17 protein-coding genes and 1 riboswitch are annotated in these 16,849 nt (G+C 66.8%); of the genes, 4 read left to right on the top strand and 13 right to left on the bottom strand.

Features of this window, described 5'->3' with window-relative positions; all coding sequences use genetic code 11:
- Positions 1-1,518, top strand: a complete 1,518-nt coding sequence (ggpS, locus tag ACN5AZ_RS07510; RefSeq protein ID WP_419428244.1) for a glucosylglycerol-phosphate synthase — start codon at positions 1-3, stop codon at positions 1,516-1,518.
- 21 nt (positions 1,519-1,539) lie between these two features.
- On the opposite strand, the gene cobF is transcribed toward ggpS, so the two are convergent.
- From cobF to cbiE, 6 genes are read right to left on the bottom strand one after another with little or no spacing between them, the layout of a single operon-like run.
- Positions 1,540-2,277, bottom strand: a complete 738-nt coding sequence (gene cobF, locus ACN5AZ_RS07505; protein WP_419428243.1) for a precorrin-6A synthase (deacetylating) — start codon at positions 2,275-2,277, stop codon at positions 1,540-1,542.
- A gap of 10 nt (positions 2,278-2,287) precedes the next feature.
- Positions 2,288-3,007: a uroporphyrinogen-III C-methyltransferase gene (gene cobA / locus ACN5AZ_RS07500; protein WP_419428242.1), complete on the bottom strand. Its 720-nt coding sequence runs from the start codon at positions 3,005-3,007 to the stop codon at positions 2,288-2,290.
- The gene (locus ACN5AZ_RS07495) at positions 3,004-4,317 is read right to left on the bottom strand and encodes a cobyrinate a,c-diamide synthase (RefSeq protein ID WP_419428241.1); all 1,314 of its coding nucleotides are present in this window, start codon (positions 4,315-4,317) and stop codon (positions 3,004-3,006) included. Before ACN5AZ_RS07495 ends, cobA begins: the two co-directional genes overlap by 4 nt.
- On the bottom strand, positions 4,317-5,120 hold the full coding sequence (gene cobM / locus ACN5AZ_RS07490; RefSeq protein WP_419428240.1) for a precorrin-4 C(11)-methyltransferase: 804 nt from the start codon (positions 5,118-5,120) through the stop codon (positions 4,317-4,319). Before cobM ends, ACN5AZ_RS07495 begins: the two co-directional genes overlap by 1 nt.
- 28 nt (positions 5,121-5,148) lie before the next feature.
- Positions 5,149-5,511: a cobalamin biosynthesis protein gene (locus ACN5AZ_RS07485; RefSeq protein WP_419428239.1), complete on the bottom strand. Its 363-nt coding sequence runs from the start codon at positions 5,509-5,511 to the stop codon at positions 5,149-5,151.
- The gene (cbiE, locus tag ACN5AZ_RS07480; protein ID WP_419428238.1) at positions 5,508-6,731 is read right to left on the bottom strand and encodes a precorrin-6y C5,15-methyltransferase (decarboxylating) subunit CbiE; all 1,224 of its coding nucleotides are present in this window, start codon (positions 6,729-6,731) and stop codon (positions 5,508-5,510) included. Before cbiE ends, ACN5AZ_RS07485 begins: the two co-directional genes overlap by 4 nt.
- Here cbiE and ACN5AZ_RS07475 point away from each other — a divergent pair.
- A complete protein-coding gene (locus ACN5AZ_RS07475) occupies positions 6,730-7,461 on the top strand; it encodes a cobalt-precorrin-6A reductase (RefSeq protein WP_419428237.1) in 732 nt (243 codons plus the stop codon). The genes cbiE and ACN5AZ_RS07475 overlap by 2 nt on opposite strands.
- Here the strand turns inward: ACN5AZ_RS07475 and cobJ are convergent, their stop codons facing one another.
- From cobJ to ACN5AZ_RS07440, 7 genes are read right to left on the bottom strand one after another with little or no spacing between them, the layout of a single operon-like run.
- Entirely contained in the window at positions 7,462-8,208 is a 747-nt protein-coding gene (cobJ, locus tag ACN5AZ_RS07470; protein WP_419428236.1) for a precorrin-3B C(17)-methyltransferase, read from the bottom strand. It abuts the gene before it with no gap.
- Positions 8,205-8,945, bottom strand: a complete 741-nt coding sequence (cobI, locus tag ACN5AZ_RS07465) for a precorrin-2 C(20)-methyltransferase (protein WP_419428235.1) — start codon at positions 8,943-8,945, stop codon at positions 8,205-8,207. Before cobI ends, cobJ begins: the two co-directional genes overlap by 4 nt.
- Positions 8,946-8,947: 2 nt before the next feature.
- Positions 8,948-9,577 (bottom strand): precorrin-8X methylmutase, encoded by a 630-nt coding sequence (locus tag ACN5AZ_RS07460; RefSeq protein ID WP_419428234.1) that lies wholly within the window; start codon positions 9,575-9,577, stop codon positions 8,948-8,950.
- The gene (locus ACN5AZ_RS07455) at positions 9,574-10,698 is read right to left on the bottom strand and encodes a cobalamin biosynthesis protein CobG (protein ID WP_419428233.1); all 1,125 of its coding nucleotides are present in this window, start codon (positions 10,696-10,698) and stop codon (positions 9,574-9,576) included. The genes ACN5AZ_RS07460 and ACN5AZ_RS07455 overlap by 4 nt, the downstream gene beginning before the upstream one ends.
- Positions 10,695-13,994 carry a cobaltochelatase subunit CobN gene (gene cobN / locus ACN5AZ_RS07450; protein WP_419428232.1) on the bottom strand — a complete coding sequence of 1,100 codons (3,300 nt, stop codon included), beginning with the start codon at positions 13,992-13,994 and terminating at the stop codon, positions 10,695-10,697. The genes ACN5AZ_RS07455 and cobN overlap by 4 nt, the downstream gene beginning before the upstream one ends.
- A 46-nt stretch (positions 13,995-14,040) precedes the next feature.
- Entirely contained in the window at positions 14,041-15,093 is a 1,053-nt protein-coding gene (gene cobW / locus ACN5AZ_RS07445; RefSeq protein WP_419428231.1) for a cobalamin biosynthesis protein CobW, read from the bottom strand.
- Positions 15,094-15,096: 3 nt separating this feature from the next.
- Positions 15,097-15,510 (bottom strand): DUF1636 family protein, encoded by a 414-nt coding sequence (locus ACN5AZ_RS07440; RefSeq protein ID WP_419428230.1) that lies wholly within the window; start codon positions 15,508-15,510, stop codon positions 15,097-15,099.
- A gap of 104 nt (positions 15,511-15,614) precedes the next feature.
- Positions 15,615-15,837: riboswitch (cobalamin riboswitch) on the bottom strand.
- 35 nt (positions 15,838-15,872) lie between these two features.
- Between ACN5AZ_RS07440 and cobO the strand changes: the two genes are divergently transcribed.
- Together cobO and ACN5AZ_RS07430 are read left to right on the top strand one after the other, a co-directional pair.
- The gene (gene cobO, locus ACN5AZ_RS07435; RefSeq protein ID WP_419428229.1) at positions 15,873-16,496 is read left to right on the top strand and encodes a cob(I)yrinic acid a,c-diamide adenosyltransferase; all 624 of its coding nucleotides are present in this window, start codon (positions 15,873-15,875) and stop codon (positions 16,494-16,496) included.
- A gap of 76 nt (positions 16,497-16,572) precedes the next feature.
- Entirely contained in the window at positions 16,573-16,833 is a 261-nt protein-coding gene (locus tag ACN5AZ_RS07430) for a YrhK family protein (protein ID WP_419428228.1), read from the top strand.
- Positions 16,834-16,849: the final 16 nt, after the last annotated feature.

The following is a 16,849-nucleotide window of genomic DNA, read 5'->3' as shown; positions in this document are numbered from 1 at the left end:
ATGCCCTCTGCTGAACAGGACCGCTCCAATCTTGTGATCGTCTACCACCGCCAGCCCTACGAAGAAGTCGAAGTGGATGGCAAGATCGAATACCGCGAAAACAAATCCCCCAACGGTATCGTGCCCACGCTGAAATCCTTTTTCGGCCGTTTCGACAAGGGCGCTTGGGTGGCATGGAAACACGCCGATGATCCGTCCAACCCCGAATTCGACCGCGTGGTGGAAATCTCGGACGCTTATGGCACTTACAATGTCTCGCGCCTGCCGCTGACGCCGGAACAGGTGAGCAGCTTTTACCACATCACGTCCAAAGAAGCCTTTTGGCCGATCCTGCACGGGTTCAAGGAACGCTATAACTATGACCCCGTGGATTGGTCGACCTTCCGCGAGGTGAACTGGGCCTTTGCCGAGGCCGCCGCCGAAGAGGCTGCCCCCGGTGCCGTGGTCTGGGTGCACGACTACAACCTATGGCTGGTGCCGGGCTATCTGCGCACCCTGCGCCCCGACGTGAAGATCAGCTTTTTCCACCACACGCCCTTTCCCGGCGCGGATATTTTCAACGTGCTGCCGTGGCGCAAGGAGATCCTTGAATCGCTGCTGGCCTGTGATGTGGTGGGCTTTCACATCCCGCGTTATGTGAACAATTTCGTCTCTGCTGCGCGCTCGCTGCTGGAGGTGGATACCCAAAAGCGCGAGAAGGTGAAGCCGGAGCTGAACAACCAGACCTCTGCCCTGTCAGAGCAATCCGTGGTCACCGAGCTTGCCTATGAGGGGCGCACGGTGAAGCTGGCGGCAAGCCCCGTGGGCGTTGATGTGGATTACATCGAGGAGCTGGCGAAAAACGACGTCACCGCCAAGCGCGAGGCCGAGATCCGCGCCGAGCTGGGAGACCGCCGTCTGATCCTGTCGGTGGGGCGCACCGATTACACCAAGGGCGGTGTCGAACAGCTGGCATCTTATGAACGTCTGCTGGAAGAGAACCCCGATCTGCGCGGCAAGGTGCAGCTGATGCATGTGTCTGTGGCGGCAAACGCGAATATGACCGCCTATCAGCAAATCCAGGAAGAGCTGGAAAGCATGGCAGGCCGGATCAACGGGCGCTTTGGCAGCTTTGACTGGCAGCCCTTGGTGCTGATTTCGCGGCCCGTGCCGTTCCGCGATCTGGTGGCTTATTACCGCGCGGCAGATGTGGCGTGGATCACCCCGCTGGCGGATGGCATGAACCTTGTGTGCAAGGAATTCTGCGCCGCGCGCACTGATGGGGACGGCGTTCTGGTGCTGTCGGAATTCGCAGGCGCTGCGGTGGAACTTGCGACGGCTGTGCCCACAAACCCGTTCAGCAACAAGAGCATGGACAGCGCGCTGCTGCATGCGCTGGAGATGCCGGAGGACGAACGCCGGGGCCGCATGGCGGTGGCGCGCAAGCTGGTGGCCAAGCAGGACATCCGCTTTTGGGCAGAGGACCAGATGCAGGCGCTGGACCTTGGCGTCAAAGGGCCAAGTTTCGAGGCCGCCTGATGAGCTTTGCAGGCGGGCGGATCACTCCGCCGCCTGCGCCCGCATCAGATAGGTGTCCATGATCCATCCGTGGCGGGCGCGTGCCTCGGCGCGGGTGGCGATGATGCGGTCTGTGACCTCGTCCAGCGGGCCGTGATCGAGGATCTGTTCCGGCATGCCCAGATACGCCCCCCACCACAGATACAGCCCCTGCCCCCGCAAGGACTGAAAGCTGCATTCCCCGTCCAGAACCGTGACCACGGTTTCCGCCGTCTCGGGCCAGCCGTCCTCGCGCAGGCGGCGCCCCGTCGTGGTCAGGATGCGCCCGTTGACCGTGTTCAGCGGAATGGCATGGGCGGCGGTCAGCGCCTGCACGGCGGTGATCCCCGGCAGAACGCGGATGTTTGTCTGATCCGTCAGCCGCGCGGCAATCCGCATTGTGCTGTCGTAGAACGACGGGTCGCCCCAGACCAGCAGCGCCACATGGGCGGCGGGGCCTGCGGCCTGCTGCCAGCGGCGGGCGATCTCGTCATGCCAGCGCGCCACCCGTTCCAGATAGGGCAGGTTTTCGTCGCGCGTGGGGTAGTCGAAAAACGCGATTTTCGCTGTGACGCCGATCTGCTCGAGCAGGTGCAGACGAATGTCGGCCAGATCGTCTTTGCCCGCACCCTTGCGCGGCACAAGGATCAGATCGGCACTGCGCAAGGCGGCTTCGCCCGCGCGGGTGAGGTGGCCGGGGCTGCCCGTGCCGATGCCCACAAGGGTGGCGCTTTGGATCATGGGGTGCCTCTCATGCCTCGGCCAACGGGCCGTAGAGGATCAGCGCGGGCTTGCTGCCCTTCTCCGCCGAAAGCTGCTGGGCCAGCGCCTGAACGGTGGTCCGTGTGATGCGTTGATCGGGGCCGGAGACGTCCTCGGCCAGAAGCGCGGGCGTGTCGGCGGGCAGACCGTGGGCTTGCAGTGCCTCCGCCAGCAGGGGAAAGGTTCCCTTGCCCATGAACACCACGGTAGAGGCCTGCGCATCCGCCAGCGCCGCCATGTTGAGATCCTCGGGCAGCACGCCTTTGACGTCGTGGCCGGTGACAAATTGCACCCGCCGCGCGGTCAGCCGCCGGGTCAGGGGGATGCCTGCCGCCGCAGCCGCTGCAATTGCCGAGGGCACGCCGGGGATGATCTCGTAGGGGATGCCGGCGGCCTTGAGCGCGGTCAGCTCTTCTTCGAGACGGCCAAACACGCCGCTGTCGCCGGATTTCAGGCGCACCACGCGTTGGCCGGTCTGGGCATATTCCACCAGCAGGCGGCTGACGTGGTCCTGTTTCGGACTGGGCCGTCCCGCCCGTTTGCCCACGCCCACCAGATCGGCCTGCGGCCCTGCGTGGTCCAGAATGGGCCCTGACGACAGGTCGTCAAACAGCACCGCATCGGCGCGCTGCAGACGGTCCACGGCCTTGAGCGTCAGCAATTCGGGGTCGCCGGGGCCGGAGCCTACGAAGGACACAAAACCGCTCATGGCTGCTCTCCGGTGATGAGGTGAAAGAAGGTGCCTGTGACATGGCCGTTCACCGATCCGGTTTCGGGCACGGGGTTACCGTCGGCGTCACAGACCTGTGCCAGCGGCTGGTCCGGCTCGTCCAGAATGGTCGAGTAGTGGAATTCATGACCGCGCAGGGCCTGACCTGCGGCAAAGCCCGGCATCGCTGCCTGCAGCGTCGCGCGACGATAGCCAAGGTGGAACTTGCGTTTCTCGTAAGAGGTCACAAGCCCCAGAAGCCCCGCCATCTGGTGACGCACGCCCTGTTTGTCGATCAACGCGGCACCCAGCGCCATGTAGCCCCCGCATTCACCATGCACCGGTTTGGTCTGCGCGTGGCGTTGCAAACCGGCGCGGTAGGTGTTGGCTGCGGCCAGCTGGCCCGCGTGCAATTCGGGATAGCCGCCGGGCAACCAGACCAGATCGGCCTCGGCAGAGGGGGCCTCGTCCGCGAGGGGCGAGAACGGCAGGATCTCGGCCCCGGCTTCGCGCCACCCCTTGAGGATATGCGGGTAGGTAAAGGAAAACGCCGCATCCTGCGCCAGCGCGATACGCTGTGCGGGCGGGGGCGGCAGGCGCAAAGCCCGCGTAGGTCGGGACTTGTCCCGACTGTCTCCGGCGGCCAAAATCGCGTCCAGATCCACATGATCGCGCAGAAAATCCGCGTAGCCCGCAATGGCCGCATCCAGATCGGGGTGTTCCACCGCCTGCACCAGACCCAGATGGCGTTCCGGCAGCGCCAGATCACCACGACGGGGCAGCACGCCCAGCACATTGATGCCGGCCCGTTCCATCCCCAAGCGGGTCAGCCGCTCATGGCGCGGCGAGGCGCAGCGATTCAGGATCACCCCCGCAAAGGGCAGATCCGGCATATACTGTTTGAACCCCAGTGCGGTGGCGGCGGCGCTTTGTGCCTGCCCGCCCACGTCGATGACCAGAACCACCGGCCAGCCCATGCGCCGCGCGGTTTCCGCGCTGGAGCCGAAACCGGACTGCCCTTCGGTGGCGACCCCGTCATAGAGCCCCATGGACCCTTCGGCGACACAGAAATCTGCCCCCTCGGCCTCGGACGCGAGCGCGTCAAGCAGCCCCGCATCCATCGCCCAGGTGTCGAGGTTAAAGGACGCCCGCCCACAGGCCGCGCGGTGAAAGGCCGGGTCGATGTAATCGGGGCCGGATTTGAACGGCTGCACCGTCAGGCCGCGGTCGGCCAGCGCGCGCAACAGCCCCAGCATCACCGTGGTCTTGCCGGTGCCCGAGGCCGGAGCGGATACCAAAACTCCCCTCATCAGCGGGTCTCCTTTGTGTCCGGTGTCCAGTCGGACCAAGGGCTGTCCGCGCTTTGCGGACGATAGCGGCGGTCGTAATCGACGGCGTAAAGACAGCTTTCGTCAAACCCCTCGCCCGCCAGCGCAGGCCCCACCAGAATAAGCGCGGTGCGGGTGATGTCGGCGTCAAGCGCCGCCTCGATCCCCGACAGGGTGCTGCGGATGATGCGCTGGTCCGGCCAAGACGCGCGGAACACCACCGCCACGGGACAATCCGCGCCATAGGCAGGGGTCAGGTCGGCCACCACGGCGGCGATGTTCTGGATCGACAGGTGAATGCACAGGGTCGCGCCGGTGGCGGCAAAATTACCCAGCGTTTCGCCCTCGGGCATCGAAGACGCCCGCCCCGGTGTGCGGGTCAGCACCACCGATTGCGCAAGCCCCGGCAGGGTCAGCTCCGCCCCCAAAGCCGCAGAGGCTGCGGCAAAGGACGGCACGCCCGGTGTTACATCGTAGGGGATGCCCATCTCGCGCAGGCGGCGAAGCTGTTCGCCCATGGCCGACCAGACCGACAGATCGCCCGAATGCAGCCGCGCCACGTCCAGCCCCTGCAGATGCGCATCCGCGATTTCCTGCATGATCTGGTCAAGATCCAGCGGCGCGGTGTTCACGATGCGCGCGCCTTCGGGACAATGCGCCAGCACCGCCTCGGGGACCAGCGATCCCGCATACAGACAGACGGGCGCGGCGGCGATCAGGTCGCGTCCGCGCAGGGTCAAAAGATCCGGCGCGCCGGGGCCTGCGCCAATGAAATGCACTGTCATGTCGTGTCTCCGCGCCGCGTGCGATTGGTCATTCGTCCTCTCCGATGGCAAAGGCGCAGGTGGCTTGCCCGTCCTCGGAGATCACCCGCGTCGACACCAGCCGCGCACCGGGGCCGGCGGCGGCGAGGGCTGCGGCCTCGGCCACCGATCCCACGCCACGGGCGCTGAGCGCGGCCTCGGACCGGGTGGGGGTGTCCTGCATGATCATAAAGCGGTCAGAGACGCCGATCACAGGGCGCTGCATGCGGCCCGCCAGCCCTTGCAGCAGCGGCAGCTTGTCTTCGACCGTGGCCAGCACCACCGCATCCTGCCCAAGACGGGCGCGTTTGTAGGCATCGGCCAGACTGTCCACCGTTGCCCCGCTGCGAAATCCGAACCCTGCCACGATCATAGCGTCACACTCCATTGCACCACCGGGTAGGCGGCCTTCCATCCTTTGCGCGGGCCAAGGGGGGCGGCCTGCGACAGATCGATCCGCAACAGGTCCCCGCCCCGCCGCGCCTGCGCCTGCATCAGCAGCGCCTCGCTTTCTAGGGTAACCGCATTGGCCACCAGACGCACGCCGGACAGGTTGGTCTCCAGCCATGCCAGAAGCGGCTCGGACAGGCCACCGCCAATGAACACGACGTCGGGGCGGTCGAGCCGGTCCAGCACATCGGGCGCGCGGCCTTCGATCACCTGCAGGCGGTCCTGGCCCAGCGCTGTGGCGTTGTCGCGGATGCGGGCGGCACGGTCTGCGCGCAGCTCGACGGTTTGCGCGCTCAACGAGGCGTCGCACATCAGCCATTCGATGGCGATCGAGCCGGAGCCCCCGCCGATGTCCCACAGATGCTCGCCTGCGCGCGGCGCCAGCGCCGACAGGGTCAGCGCGCGCACGGGCCGTTTGGTCATCACCCCGTCGCTGTCAAACAGCGTATCGTCGCGCCCCGTGGCCAGCGTCATCCCCTGCCCCACAGGTTCCAGTCCGACCACCACCGGATGGCCCACATCATCGGGCAGCGCATCGGCGCGGGCCTGCCGGATGCGTTCGCGCGGGCCGCCCAGAGCTTCGAGGATATGCACCTCGGAGGCGCCAAAGCCCACATCGCACAGGTAGCGGCCCAGATCACCCACCGCCGCGCCATCGCGTAAGGTCACGATGATGCGCCGCCCTTCGGCCAGTTGCGGGCGCAGGCGTGACAGCGGCGCCGCATGCAGGCCCAGACACAGCACGCTTTCCAGCCCCCAGCCAAGGCGCGACCCTGCCAGAGACAGGCTCGACAGGCCGGGCAGAGCGCGCCATTCCCCCGGCGACAACCGGCGCGCCAGAACGGCCCCCGCCCCGAACCAGAACGGATCGCCCGAGGCCAGCGCCACGACCTGACGCCCCGCCAAAGCCAGCAGATCCTCGACCCCGCGGGCAAAAGGCACCGGCCATTCGCGCAACTCGGCCTTGATCCCCAGATCGCCAGCAGACAAAAGACCCATGTGGCGCGACGGCCCCATGATGATCTCGGCCTGCTGCAACGCGCGGCGTGCGGCGGGGGACAGACCCTCTGGCCCGTCTTCGCCCAGACCGATCACGGTCAACCACGGATCTCTCCGGGGGCTGGTATTGCGGGGATCAGACATGACAAACCCTCTTGTTCTTGGCGGCACGACAGAGGCCACCGCTCTGTGCCGCGCCATGGCCGAGGCCGGCCTGAGCGGCACCATTTCCTTTGCCGGTCGCGTCGACCGCCCCGTGCGCCAGCCTTTGCCGCAGCGTGTGGGGGGCTTTGGCGGGGTCGACGGGCTGGCGCAGTATATCCGCGACAACCGCATCAGCCACCTTGTGGATGCCACGCACCCCTTTGCCGTGCAGATGAGCCGCAACGCGGTGGAGGCCTGCGCCCTGACCGGCACGCCGCTGGTGGCGCTGACCCGCGCCCCGTGGCAACCCGAATCCGGTGATCGCTGGCGTGCTGTCGCAGACATTCCCGCCGCCGTGGCCGCGCTGGATGGCGCGCCGCAGCGCGTGATGCTGGCAGTGGGGCGGATGCATCTGGCGGAATTCGCCCCCAATCCGCAGCATTTCTATCTGCTGCGGCTGGTCGATCCGCCCAAGGCCCCCCTGCCCCTGCCCGACACCCATGTGGTGGTCGACCGTGGTCCGTTTTCGCTCGACGATGACCTTGCGCTGATGCGCGCGCATCGCATTGATGTGGTGGTGTCCAAGAACGCGGGCGGCACCGGCGCGCGGGCCAAGCTGTTGGCAGCGCGGGAGCTGGGCCTGCCGGTCATCATGATTGACCGCCCCGCCCCGCCATTGCGGCGCGAGATCCACAATGTCGCGGACGTTCTGGACTGGTTGGCGCACTGATCAGCCTTCGACGAAACGCGGGGTGTAGACGATCTGCGTCCCCGCAATCACCCGCGTCAGCGACGAGCCCACGATCACCATGGTCCGCATATCGGCCATCTCTGGCGTGGCATCGCGCAAGGCCACGACGCGGAGCGCCTCCTCGGGGGTGCTGACCGCGCGGGCAAAGATCACCAGACGTTCCGGTTCGCAGGTCTCACGCAGGATCTGCAGGGTCTTCTCGAAGCCTTCGGGGCGGGATTTGGACCGTGGGTTGTAGAACGCCATGGCGAAATCACCCTCTGCCGCGAGGCGCAGACGCTTTTCGATCAGCGCCCAAGGCTTGAGATTGTCGCTGAGGTTGATGGTGCAGAAATCATGGCCCAAAGGCGCGCCCGCCCGTGCCGCCGCCGCAAGCGAGGCGGTGATGCCGGGGATGACCTCGATGTGCAGGGATTTCCATGCGGCAGGCCCGTTCTCCAGCGCCTCGAACACCGCGCTGGCCATGGCAAAGACACCGGGATCGCCGGAGGAGACCACCGCCACGCGCCGCCCCTCGGCGGCCATGGACAGCGCATGCTGCGAGCGGTCGATTTCCACGCGGTTGTCGCTGGCGTGTTTCACCAGCCCGTCACGGTCAGCCACGCGCGCAACATAAGGGATATAGCCCACCACATCGGTGGCCGTGTCCAGAACCGCCTGCGCCTCTGGTGTCACCAGAGCGTCCGCCCCCGGCCCGAGGCCCACGATTTTCACCCAGCCGGTCATGGCCTGCGCCCCTGTCCATGCACCACGATGATCGAGAAATAGGGCGTGATCCGGTCGCCCGCATCAGACAGGCGCTGCACGGTCTGGCCCTGCTGGCTGGCGTATTCCACCAGCCAAGCGCGGTCATACAGCCCCGCCGCGCGCAGAGCGGTTTTGACCTTGGCGATGTTGCGCCCGATTTTCATCACGACCAGCGCATCGGCCTCTTTCATCCGCGCGGCCAGCACCTCTTCGGGGAGCGTGCCCATCAGCACCGACAGCACGTCATCGCCCCAAGTGATCGGGTGGCCCGTCGCGGTCCATGCCGCCGACATGCCGGTGACCGCAGGGGTCACCTGCACCGGCACCGTGTCCCGCAGCCGTTCGTAGATGTGCATGAAAGAGCCGTAAAAGAACGGATCGCCCTCGCATGGCACCACCACGTCCTCGCCAGACACAAGCAGGGCGCGCAGGTGCATGGTCACCTCGGCGTAGAATTGCGACAGCGCCTCGTTATAGCGCGGATCGCCCAAGGGAATTTCCGTGGTGACGGGGTATTCCATCGGAAAGTGGATCGCGCTGTCGGGCAGGAACGGCTCGGATATGGTCAGGGCGTGGCCCTTGCGTCCGGCCTTGCGGAAATAGGCGACGTGGCGCGCGCCCTCCAGCAGGCGGCGCGCGCGCACGGTCATCAGATCCGCATCACCGGGGCCAAGCCCGACCCCGTGCAGCGTGCCCATCTTGGGGGATTGCGACATGCTCATTCCGCCCGGCTCGCGATGGCGTTGATGGCCGCGACGGTGATCGCGCTGCCGCCCAGACGCCCCTCGACGATGCAGCAGGGCACCGGCTGGTCCGCCCAGAGCGCGTCTTTGGATTCCACCGCGCCGACAAAGCCCACGGGACAGCCGATGATGGCCGCAGGGCGCGGGCAATCGGGGTCCTGCAGCATGTTGAGCAGGTGGAACAGCGCGGTCGGCGCATTGCCGATGGCCACAACCGCGCCGTCCAGATGCGGGCGCCACAGCTCCAGTGCTGCGGCGGAGCGGGTGTTGGACATGCGCGCGGCAAGGTCATGGATGCCCTCGGCGTGCAGGGTGCAGATGACCTCGTTATTGGCGGGCAGACGTTTGCGCGTGACACCTTCGGACACCATGCGCGCGTCGCACAGGATGGGCGCACCGGCCTGCAACGCCTTGCGCGCGGCGCTGGCAAAGTCGGGGGAGAAGCGGATGTGCTGTTCCAGCCCGACCATGCCTGCGGCGTGGATCATGCGCACGGCGATGGGTTCCTCGTCGGCGCTGAAGCGGGCCAGATCGGCCTCGGACCGGATGGTGGCGAAGGACTGTTTGTAGATAGCCGCGCCATCGGTTTCATAGCTGTAGGTCATTGAGGGCTCGTGAGATGAGAGATGGTGTCTTCGGCGTTCAGGCCGCTGTGGGTCGGGGCGCAGGCGGCGGTGCCGTTGCGCACGATGTCATAGGTGCCGTTGCGCCCCACCACCGTCACCGCCGAGGCGCGCGCGCGGGCGCAGCCCTTGGTGCAGCCGGAGACATGCAGGTCACGCACATGGGGGGCCAGTTGGCGGGCCAGATGGCGGGTATCCACCGTCCCTTGCGGGCAGGACGGCGCGCCACGGCAGGCGCTGGTGGTCAGCAGCGGATCATCGGGATCGGTGATAAATCCGGGGTGCGTTTCGGGGCAGTTGCCCTCGACCAGACAGATCCGCCACGGGGTGATGCGCAGGGCGCTGGCGCCGCTGTGCATCATCAGGGACACCAGATCCACCGCTTCGATCCGGCCAAAGGGCGCGCCGAAGGCCCCCTGCCCGCCGACGGCGGGGCGGGATGCGGCCGGACGGGGCGCATGCCCCTGCCAGTCCTGCGGCAGGCCACCGGCGGCGACCCAGGCGCGCACCCGGCGCTGGTCGGCCTGCCGTGTGGCGGCAAAGAGATGCGCAAGCTCGATCAGGCGGTCGATGGCGCAGTCTTCGGTCACGGGGCGGCCCGTGGTGGCGCCATCGGCGCGCAGGATCAGCCCGTCGGCGCTGCGTTCCAGCCGGATGTCCGCCGGATCCTGTCCCAGCACGGGCGCATCCCCCAGATCCACGGCAAAGCCCACTTTGGCGGGCAGATCGGGCAACTCGGACAGCCGCGCGTACAGGTCCTGGGTCAAACGTGGTGTCAGATCGTCCTGATCCAGCCAGTCGGGCGCGACCAACACGTTGCGGCGGCTTTCCAGCGTGGCGTCCGCATCCAGCAGCCCCACATCGGCCAAGGCCTCCAGCATCTGGCCGTGGTCCTCGGCGCGCACTCCGTAGATCTGCAGGTTGGCGCGGTTCGTCATCTCCAGACCGCCGTCGCCCAACCGGTCCGCCAAGGCGCACAGGCGCAGCACCTGCGGCGCGGTCAGCCGGGCCAGACGGGGCCGCACCCGCACCACCAGCCCGTCGCCCGAGGCCATAGGGCGCAGCGCCCCCGGGCACCAGCCGCGTCTGTGGTCTGTGCTCATGCGCCTTGCTCCTCTTCGAGGCTGGCAAGGATGGAATTGCGTCGTGTCACCCACAGCCCTGCCCGCATCAGTTCCTTAAAGCGGTCTTGCATCGCCGCATAGGCCTGCGGGTTGGCGTCGCGCAAAAAGGCCGCCACGTCAGGATCGCCCAGCGTGGCGTCGTGATAGGCATCAAACAGATGCCCCGGCACCACACGCGCCAGATGCGCGAAGGCCGCCATGTGATCCAGCGTGGCCGCAATTTCCGCAGCGCCGCGAAAGCCGTGCGGTTTCATTCCCGCCAGCCAGCGCGGATTGGTGGCGCGGGCGCGCACGACGCGGGCGATTTCCTCGGGCAGGCTGCAGGCGCGCGGGTTGGCGGGGTCCGCATTGTCGAGATGGTAGAGCGCGGCCCGCCCGCCGGTGATCGCCTGCGCTGCGGCAAAGCCCCCCTCATGTGCGGCGAAATCCGCCGCCAGCAGCAGATCGGTTTCCGGCAGGTCGTGCAAATGCACAAAGCTGTCCGCATCGGCCACGCGCGCGCGGATCCCCGCGGCATCCGCCGTGACCGCATCGCCGTCCAGCGCATAGGACGAGGCGCGCAGCCATGCCTCGCCCGCGGCCGCACGACCGGCGTCGCTGTAATCCTCGGCGGTGGCGCCCATGCCCAGACCGTAGGATTCCGGCGCGGGTCCGTAGACACGGGCCAAATCGGCGCGCCCTGCAAACGGGTTCCAGTCCGCAGCCTCGTCACGCTGGGCCAGTGCCCGCACCGCCTGTGAAAACAGCGTGGACAGCACCGGAAAGACATCGCGAAACAGGCCAGAGACGCGCAAGGTCACATCGACGCGCGGACGGTCGAGTTCCGCAATCGGCAGCACCTCGATCCCCGAGACGCGCTCCGACCCTGTGTCCCAGATCGGGCGCACCCCCAGAAGATGCAGCGCCATGGCAAATTCCTCGCCCGCTGTGCGCATGGTCTGCGAACCCCAGAGATCCACGATCAGCGCGCGCGGCCAGTCGCCCTCGTCCTGCAGGTGGCGGCGGACCAGCTCTTCGGCCAATGTGACGCCTTGGGCGTAGGCGGCGCGGGTGGGCACCGAGCGGGGGTCGGTGGTGAACAGGTTGCGCCCCGTGGGCAGCACGTCGCGCCGTCCGCGATAGGGCGAGCCCGACGGCCCCGGCGCAATCCGGCGCCCATCGAGCGCGTCGAGAATGGACTGACGTTCGCCTGCGGCGCTGGCCTCGGCCTGCGGCAGGGTGCTGCCTTCGGTGCGGCCCCAGATGTGCAGCCCCTCGCCGAACTGGCTTTCCTTGACGTCACAGACAAAGCGGTCGATGCGGGTGATCGCCTCGGCGGTGGAGGTGGCGCGCTCCAGCCCCAGATCGTCCTCGACGCCCAACGCCTGCGCCTCGTCGCGGATGGCGCTTTGCAGGCGGTCGCGGCGGCGTGGGTCCAGCCCGTCGGCGTTGGAAAATTCGTCCAGAAGCGATTCCAGCGTGGCCAGCCGGTCCGGTGTGCCCGATTGCACCAAAGGCGGCGGCACATGGCCCAGCGCCAGCGCGCCCAGCCGCCGCTTTGCCTGCGCCGCCTCGCCCGGGTCATTGACGATAAAGGGATAAAGCACCGGCATGTCGCCGGTCAGCACGCGCGGCCAACAGTCCGGTGACAGGGCCACGGATTTGCCCGGCAGCCATTCCAGCGTGCCATGCGCGCCCACATGGACAAGCGCATCGGCCTGTTGCTGCAGCCACAGATAAAACGCCACATAGCCGTGGCAGGGCACGCGGCTGACGTCGTGGTAGTCGTCGTCACGCGTGGCCGGTGTGCCGCGTTCGGGTTGCAAGGCCACGATGGCCTGCCCCGTTTGCAGCGCGGCAAAGGCAAAGGCCCCGTCCTGCACCAGTGCGTCGTCTTCGGGCGCGCCCCAAGCGGCCTGCAGATCGGCGCGCAGACGCTCTGGCAGCCGGGCCAAGGCTGTGCGGTAGTCCGCCAGTGGCCAGCGCAGATCGCGCGCCAGCAATGCGGTCGGCAGATCATCGGGCGCGGCACCCACGTCATAGCCCGCCGCGCGCAGGTCGGACAGGATGGCCAGCGCGGAGGCCGGTGCATCCAGCCCCACCGCATGGCCCATGTTCCAGTCCTTGCCCGGATAGGTCGACAAGACCAGCGCGACGCGCCGCTGGGGAACCGGCTGCTTGGCCAGTGCAAGCCGCGCGCAAACGCGGTCGGCCAGGGCCGCCACCTGCGCGGGGTCGGCGCGATGGGCAAAGCGGGCGAATTGCAGATGCGGGTCGCGCGTGCCCGGCTCTTTGAAGGATACCACATCACCCGCCAGTGATCCGTCGACCTCTGGCAGGACAACATGCATGGCGAGGTCTGCGGGCGACAGGCCGCGCTCTGCCTCGGCCCAGGCGCTGCGGGTGGAGGTCGCCAGCGTGCATTGGAAGACCGGCGCATCCACCGCATCCAGCGGCGTGGTGCCATCCGCGCCCTTGCCGGAGAACGCCGTGGCGTTCAGGATCGCCGCCGGTTGCAGCGCGGTGAGCTGGCCGTAAAGCCAACAGGCGGATTCAGGCGCCTTGAGCGAGGGGACAAAGAAACAGTGCACCGCATGGCCCCGAGCGGTGAACTCGGCGGCCAAGGCGCGGATCGGGTCCAGATCCGCCGCCACAAGATAGGAGCGGTAGAACACCAGCGCCACGGGTTGATCGGTCGCGGCATCCTGTGCTCCAAGATCCGGCAGCACCGCGCCTGTGTCCGGAGACCAGACGCCATGCGGTGGCAGGGATTTGGCCCCCATCACCGGCCCCGCATACAGCCCCGCCGCCAGCGCAAGCTGCGCCAAGGCCGCCTGTGCCGCCACGGTGCCGCCGCTGTCGCACAGATGCTGCAGCCGACGCAGGGTGGATTTGGGCAGGGTGGAAAAGTCGTCCAGACGCGTATCCTCGCGCCCGTCGGCGGGCAGCACCGCGAGAGCCATGCCACGCGCCTGCGCCAGCGCAAACACCTGCTGCAGGCCGTAGGACCAGTAAGGCACCCCGCCGATCAGCCGGATCAGGATGCCCTTTGCACCCGCAAGCGTCTGTTCGATGTAGGTGTCGACGGAGAGCGGATGTTTCAACGCCGCCAGATTGGCCAGCCGCAGCGTGGGCATGCGGCCGTCCGGGCCACCCCCGCGCCGCCAGCCCTCGGCAAAGGCCCCCAGATCACTGTCAGAGAAGGACAGCACCACAAGATCCGCGGGCGTCTGCCCCAGATCCTGTGGTGTGTCGGTCTCTTCGAGCCCGTGGCTTTCGCGAAAGATGACGTGCATGGGATGCCCTTAGCAACCTCGGCGGCAGGTGGGTTGAAAACCCACCCTACGCAGGCGCGGTTTCTGCCCCGAGGATGGCGTGGATTTCGGCGACCTTGATGTCGTCATGCTCCCCGATCACCACAACGCGGCTGCGGCGCGGCTCGTCCTTGGCCCAGGGGCGGTCGTATTGGTGGCGCACCCGCGCCCCCACCGCCTGCACCAACAGGCGCATCGGCTTGCCCTGCACGCTGGCGTAGCCCTTGACCCGCAGGATGTTGAGCTCGTTGGCGAGCCGTTCGATCGCCGTCACCAGCGCCTCGGGGCTTTGTTGTTCGGGCAGCTCGACCACGATGGAATCGAAATCGTCATGTTCGTGATCGTGGTGGCCGTCGTGATGGCTGGGGCGGGCGTCCATGTCATCCTCTGCCGCCGCTTCAAGCCCGAGGATCACGCGCGGGTCCACCACGCCCTCGGCGACTTCGACCACGGGCAGCGGGCGGGGGGCCTCGGCTGCGATGATCTCTTTAGCACGCGCCACGCCCTCTGGCCCGGCGAGATCAGGCTTGGTCAGCAGGATAATGTCGGCGCAGGAGATCTGATCCTCGAACACCTCGGACAGCGGGGTTTCATGATCGATGCTGTCATCGGCGATGCGCTGTGCGTCCACCGCCGCCACATCGGGGGCAAAGCGACCGGCGGCCACGGCCTCGGCGTCAGCCAGCGCAATCACGCCGTCCACCGTGATCTTGGAGCGGATATCGGGCCAGTCGAACGCCTTCAGCAGCGGTTTGGGCAGCGCCAGACCGGAGGTTTCGATCAGGATATGTTCGGGGCGCGGGTCCAGCGCCATCAGCGCCTCGATGGTGGGAATAAAGTCATCGGCCACGGTGCAACAGATGCAGCCGTTCGCCAGCTCCATGATGTTCTCGGCAGGGCAATCGGGGATGGCGCAGGATTTCAGGATGTCGCCGTCCACGCCCGCATCGCCGAATTCATTGACAACCACCGCCAGACGCTTGCCGCCCGGGTTCTGCATCAGATGGCGCACCAGCGTGGTCTTGCCGGAGCCCAGAAAGCCCGTGATCACGGTGACAGGCAGTTTTGCAAGATCGGTCATGGGTCAGTCCTTTGTCGCAGGGGGAATACGCGCCACACAGTTGCGCTTGAAATGGTCGGGACGTTCGCGCCACGGGATCAGCCCGTCCGTCGTCGCGTGATAGCGCGCCGCGCCGTCCAGCAGCATCGGCGCATGGGCCGCGTCGTCGAGATTGCCATAAACGTAGGTCCAGCGGTCCCCGCCCCGCAAGGCCACAGTGCAGCCGGCCTCGCAGTTTTGCAGGCATTCCACCGCCGTCACGCGCACGCCTGCGGGGATATCACCGCCCGTCAGCGCATCATACAACGCCTGCCCGGGGCGGCGGTCGTCGGCGGGCACCTCGGACTGGCCGCGGCATTTCACACAGACCAGCAGTTCGACAGGCGCTGTGGCGCGGTTCTCTGCGTCCTTGGCGGCTTCGATGACCGTGTCGGTCATGGCGTCCTCATTCGTTGTCGGCGCGCGGCAAGGGGATTGCTGGCCATTGCGAAAACGGCCCCGCATGCTCCCCCGGATCACCCCGCCCGGTTGCAATTGCCCGTGCCCGTGTCACGGCGGCTGGCAGGTCTCCCGGCTTGCGGAACAACGGCCTTGGGATCAAGGCCGAAACGGTGCCCGACCTTCCCGACGCCGCGTCGCGGGCATCAGTGGTTCGGACCCTTTCCGGTCACGGTCGCGGGGGCGGCTGTGCTTGACCCCGCGTATCGAGGCTGCACATTCCCTTTTCACCTGTTAGAGACAGGCACCAGCAAAAGGCAGATGCGCCGGAACACCGGCTCTTGTCAAGGAAAGGACGCGCCATGACAAAGGATGTGACAGAGGCCGACGCCGCCCGCCACGCCGAGAAGATGAAAAAGATCAAGGCCGCGCGCGACCGCATGATGGCCACCAAGACCGAGGAAAAAGGCCTGATCATGGTCCATACCGGACCGGGCAAGGGCAAATCCTCCAGCGGGTTTGGCATGATCCTGCGGTGTATCGCCCACGATATGCCCTGCGCCGTGGTGCAATTCATCAAGGGCAACTGGGTCACCGGCGAGGCCGAGATGATCCGCACCCGTTTCGCCAAAGAATGCCGGTTCTTTATCTCCGGCGAGGGCTTCACCTGGGAGACGCAGGACAAGGAGCGCGACATCGCCGCCGCGCAAAAGGGCTGGGAGATCGCCAAGCAACAGATCCTTGATCCCGAGATCCGGTTCGTGCTGCTCGATGAGATCAACATCGCGCTGCGTTATGATTATCTCGACATCGACGAGGTGGTCGATTTCCTGCTGCATCAAAAGCCCGAGATGACCCATGTCTGCCTGACCGGGCGCAACGCCAAACCCGAACTGATCGAAGCCGCCGATCTGGTGACCGAGATGACATTGGTCAAACACCCCTTCCGCGACGGGATCAAAGCACAAAAAGGTGTGGAGTTTTAAGCCGCTTTGATGCGGCGCGCTGGCCCGTGAACCGTCACGGGCTAGCTTTGTCGCGACACAGACGAGAGGCCGCCCCATGTTCAACACCGATCTGCACGACGCCACGCCAAAGCACCAGGAGGTCTATGGCTTTTACGAACGGCTTTACACCACGGTCGATTTTCTTGCGGGGCTCGCGTTTCTTGTGGGGTCGGTTCTGTTTTTCTGGGACAGCACGCAGACCGTGGCCACATGGTTGTTCGTGATCGGCTCGGCCCTGTTTGTGGCCAAGCCCGCCTCGCGCTTTGCCCGCGAATATCATCTGGCGCAACTGCCCCTGCCCGGGGATGATGGCTGATCTTGTTGTTGCGGGC

Origin of the sequence: Sagittula sp. SSi028 (assembly GCF_048553715.1) — a bacterium.
Classification (GTDB): Bacteria; Pseudomonadota; Alphaproteobacteria; order Rhodobacterales; family Rhodobacteraceae; genus Sagittula.
Note: the sequence above shows the minus strand (reverse complement) of the source record. Positions and strands in the feature narration are given on the sequence as shown.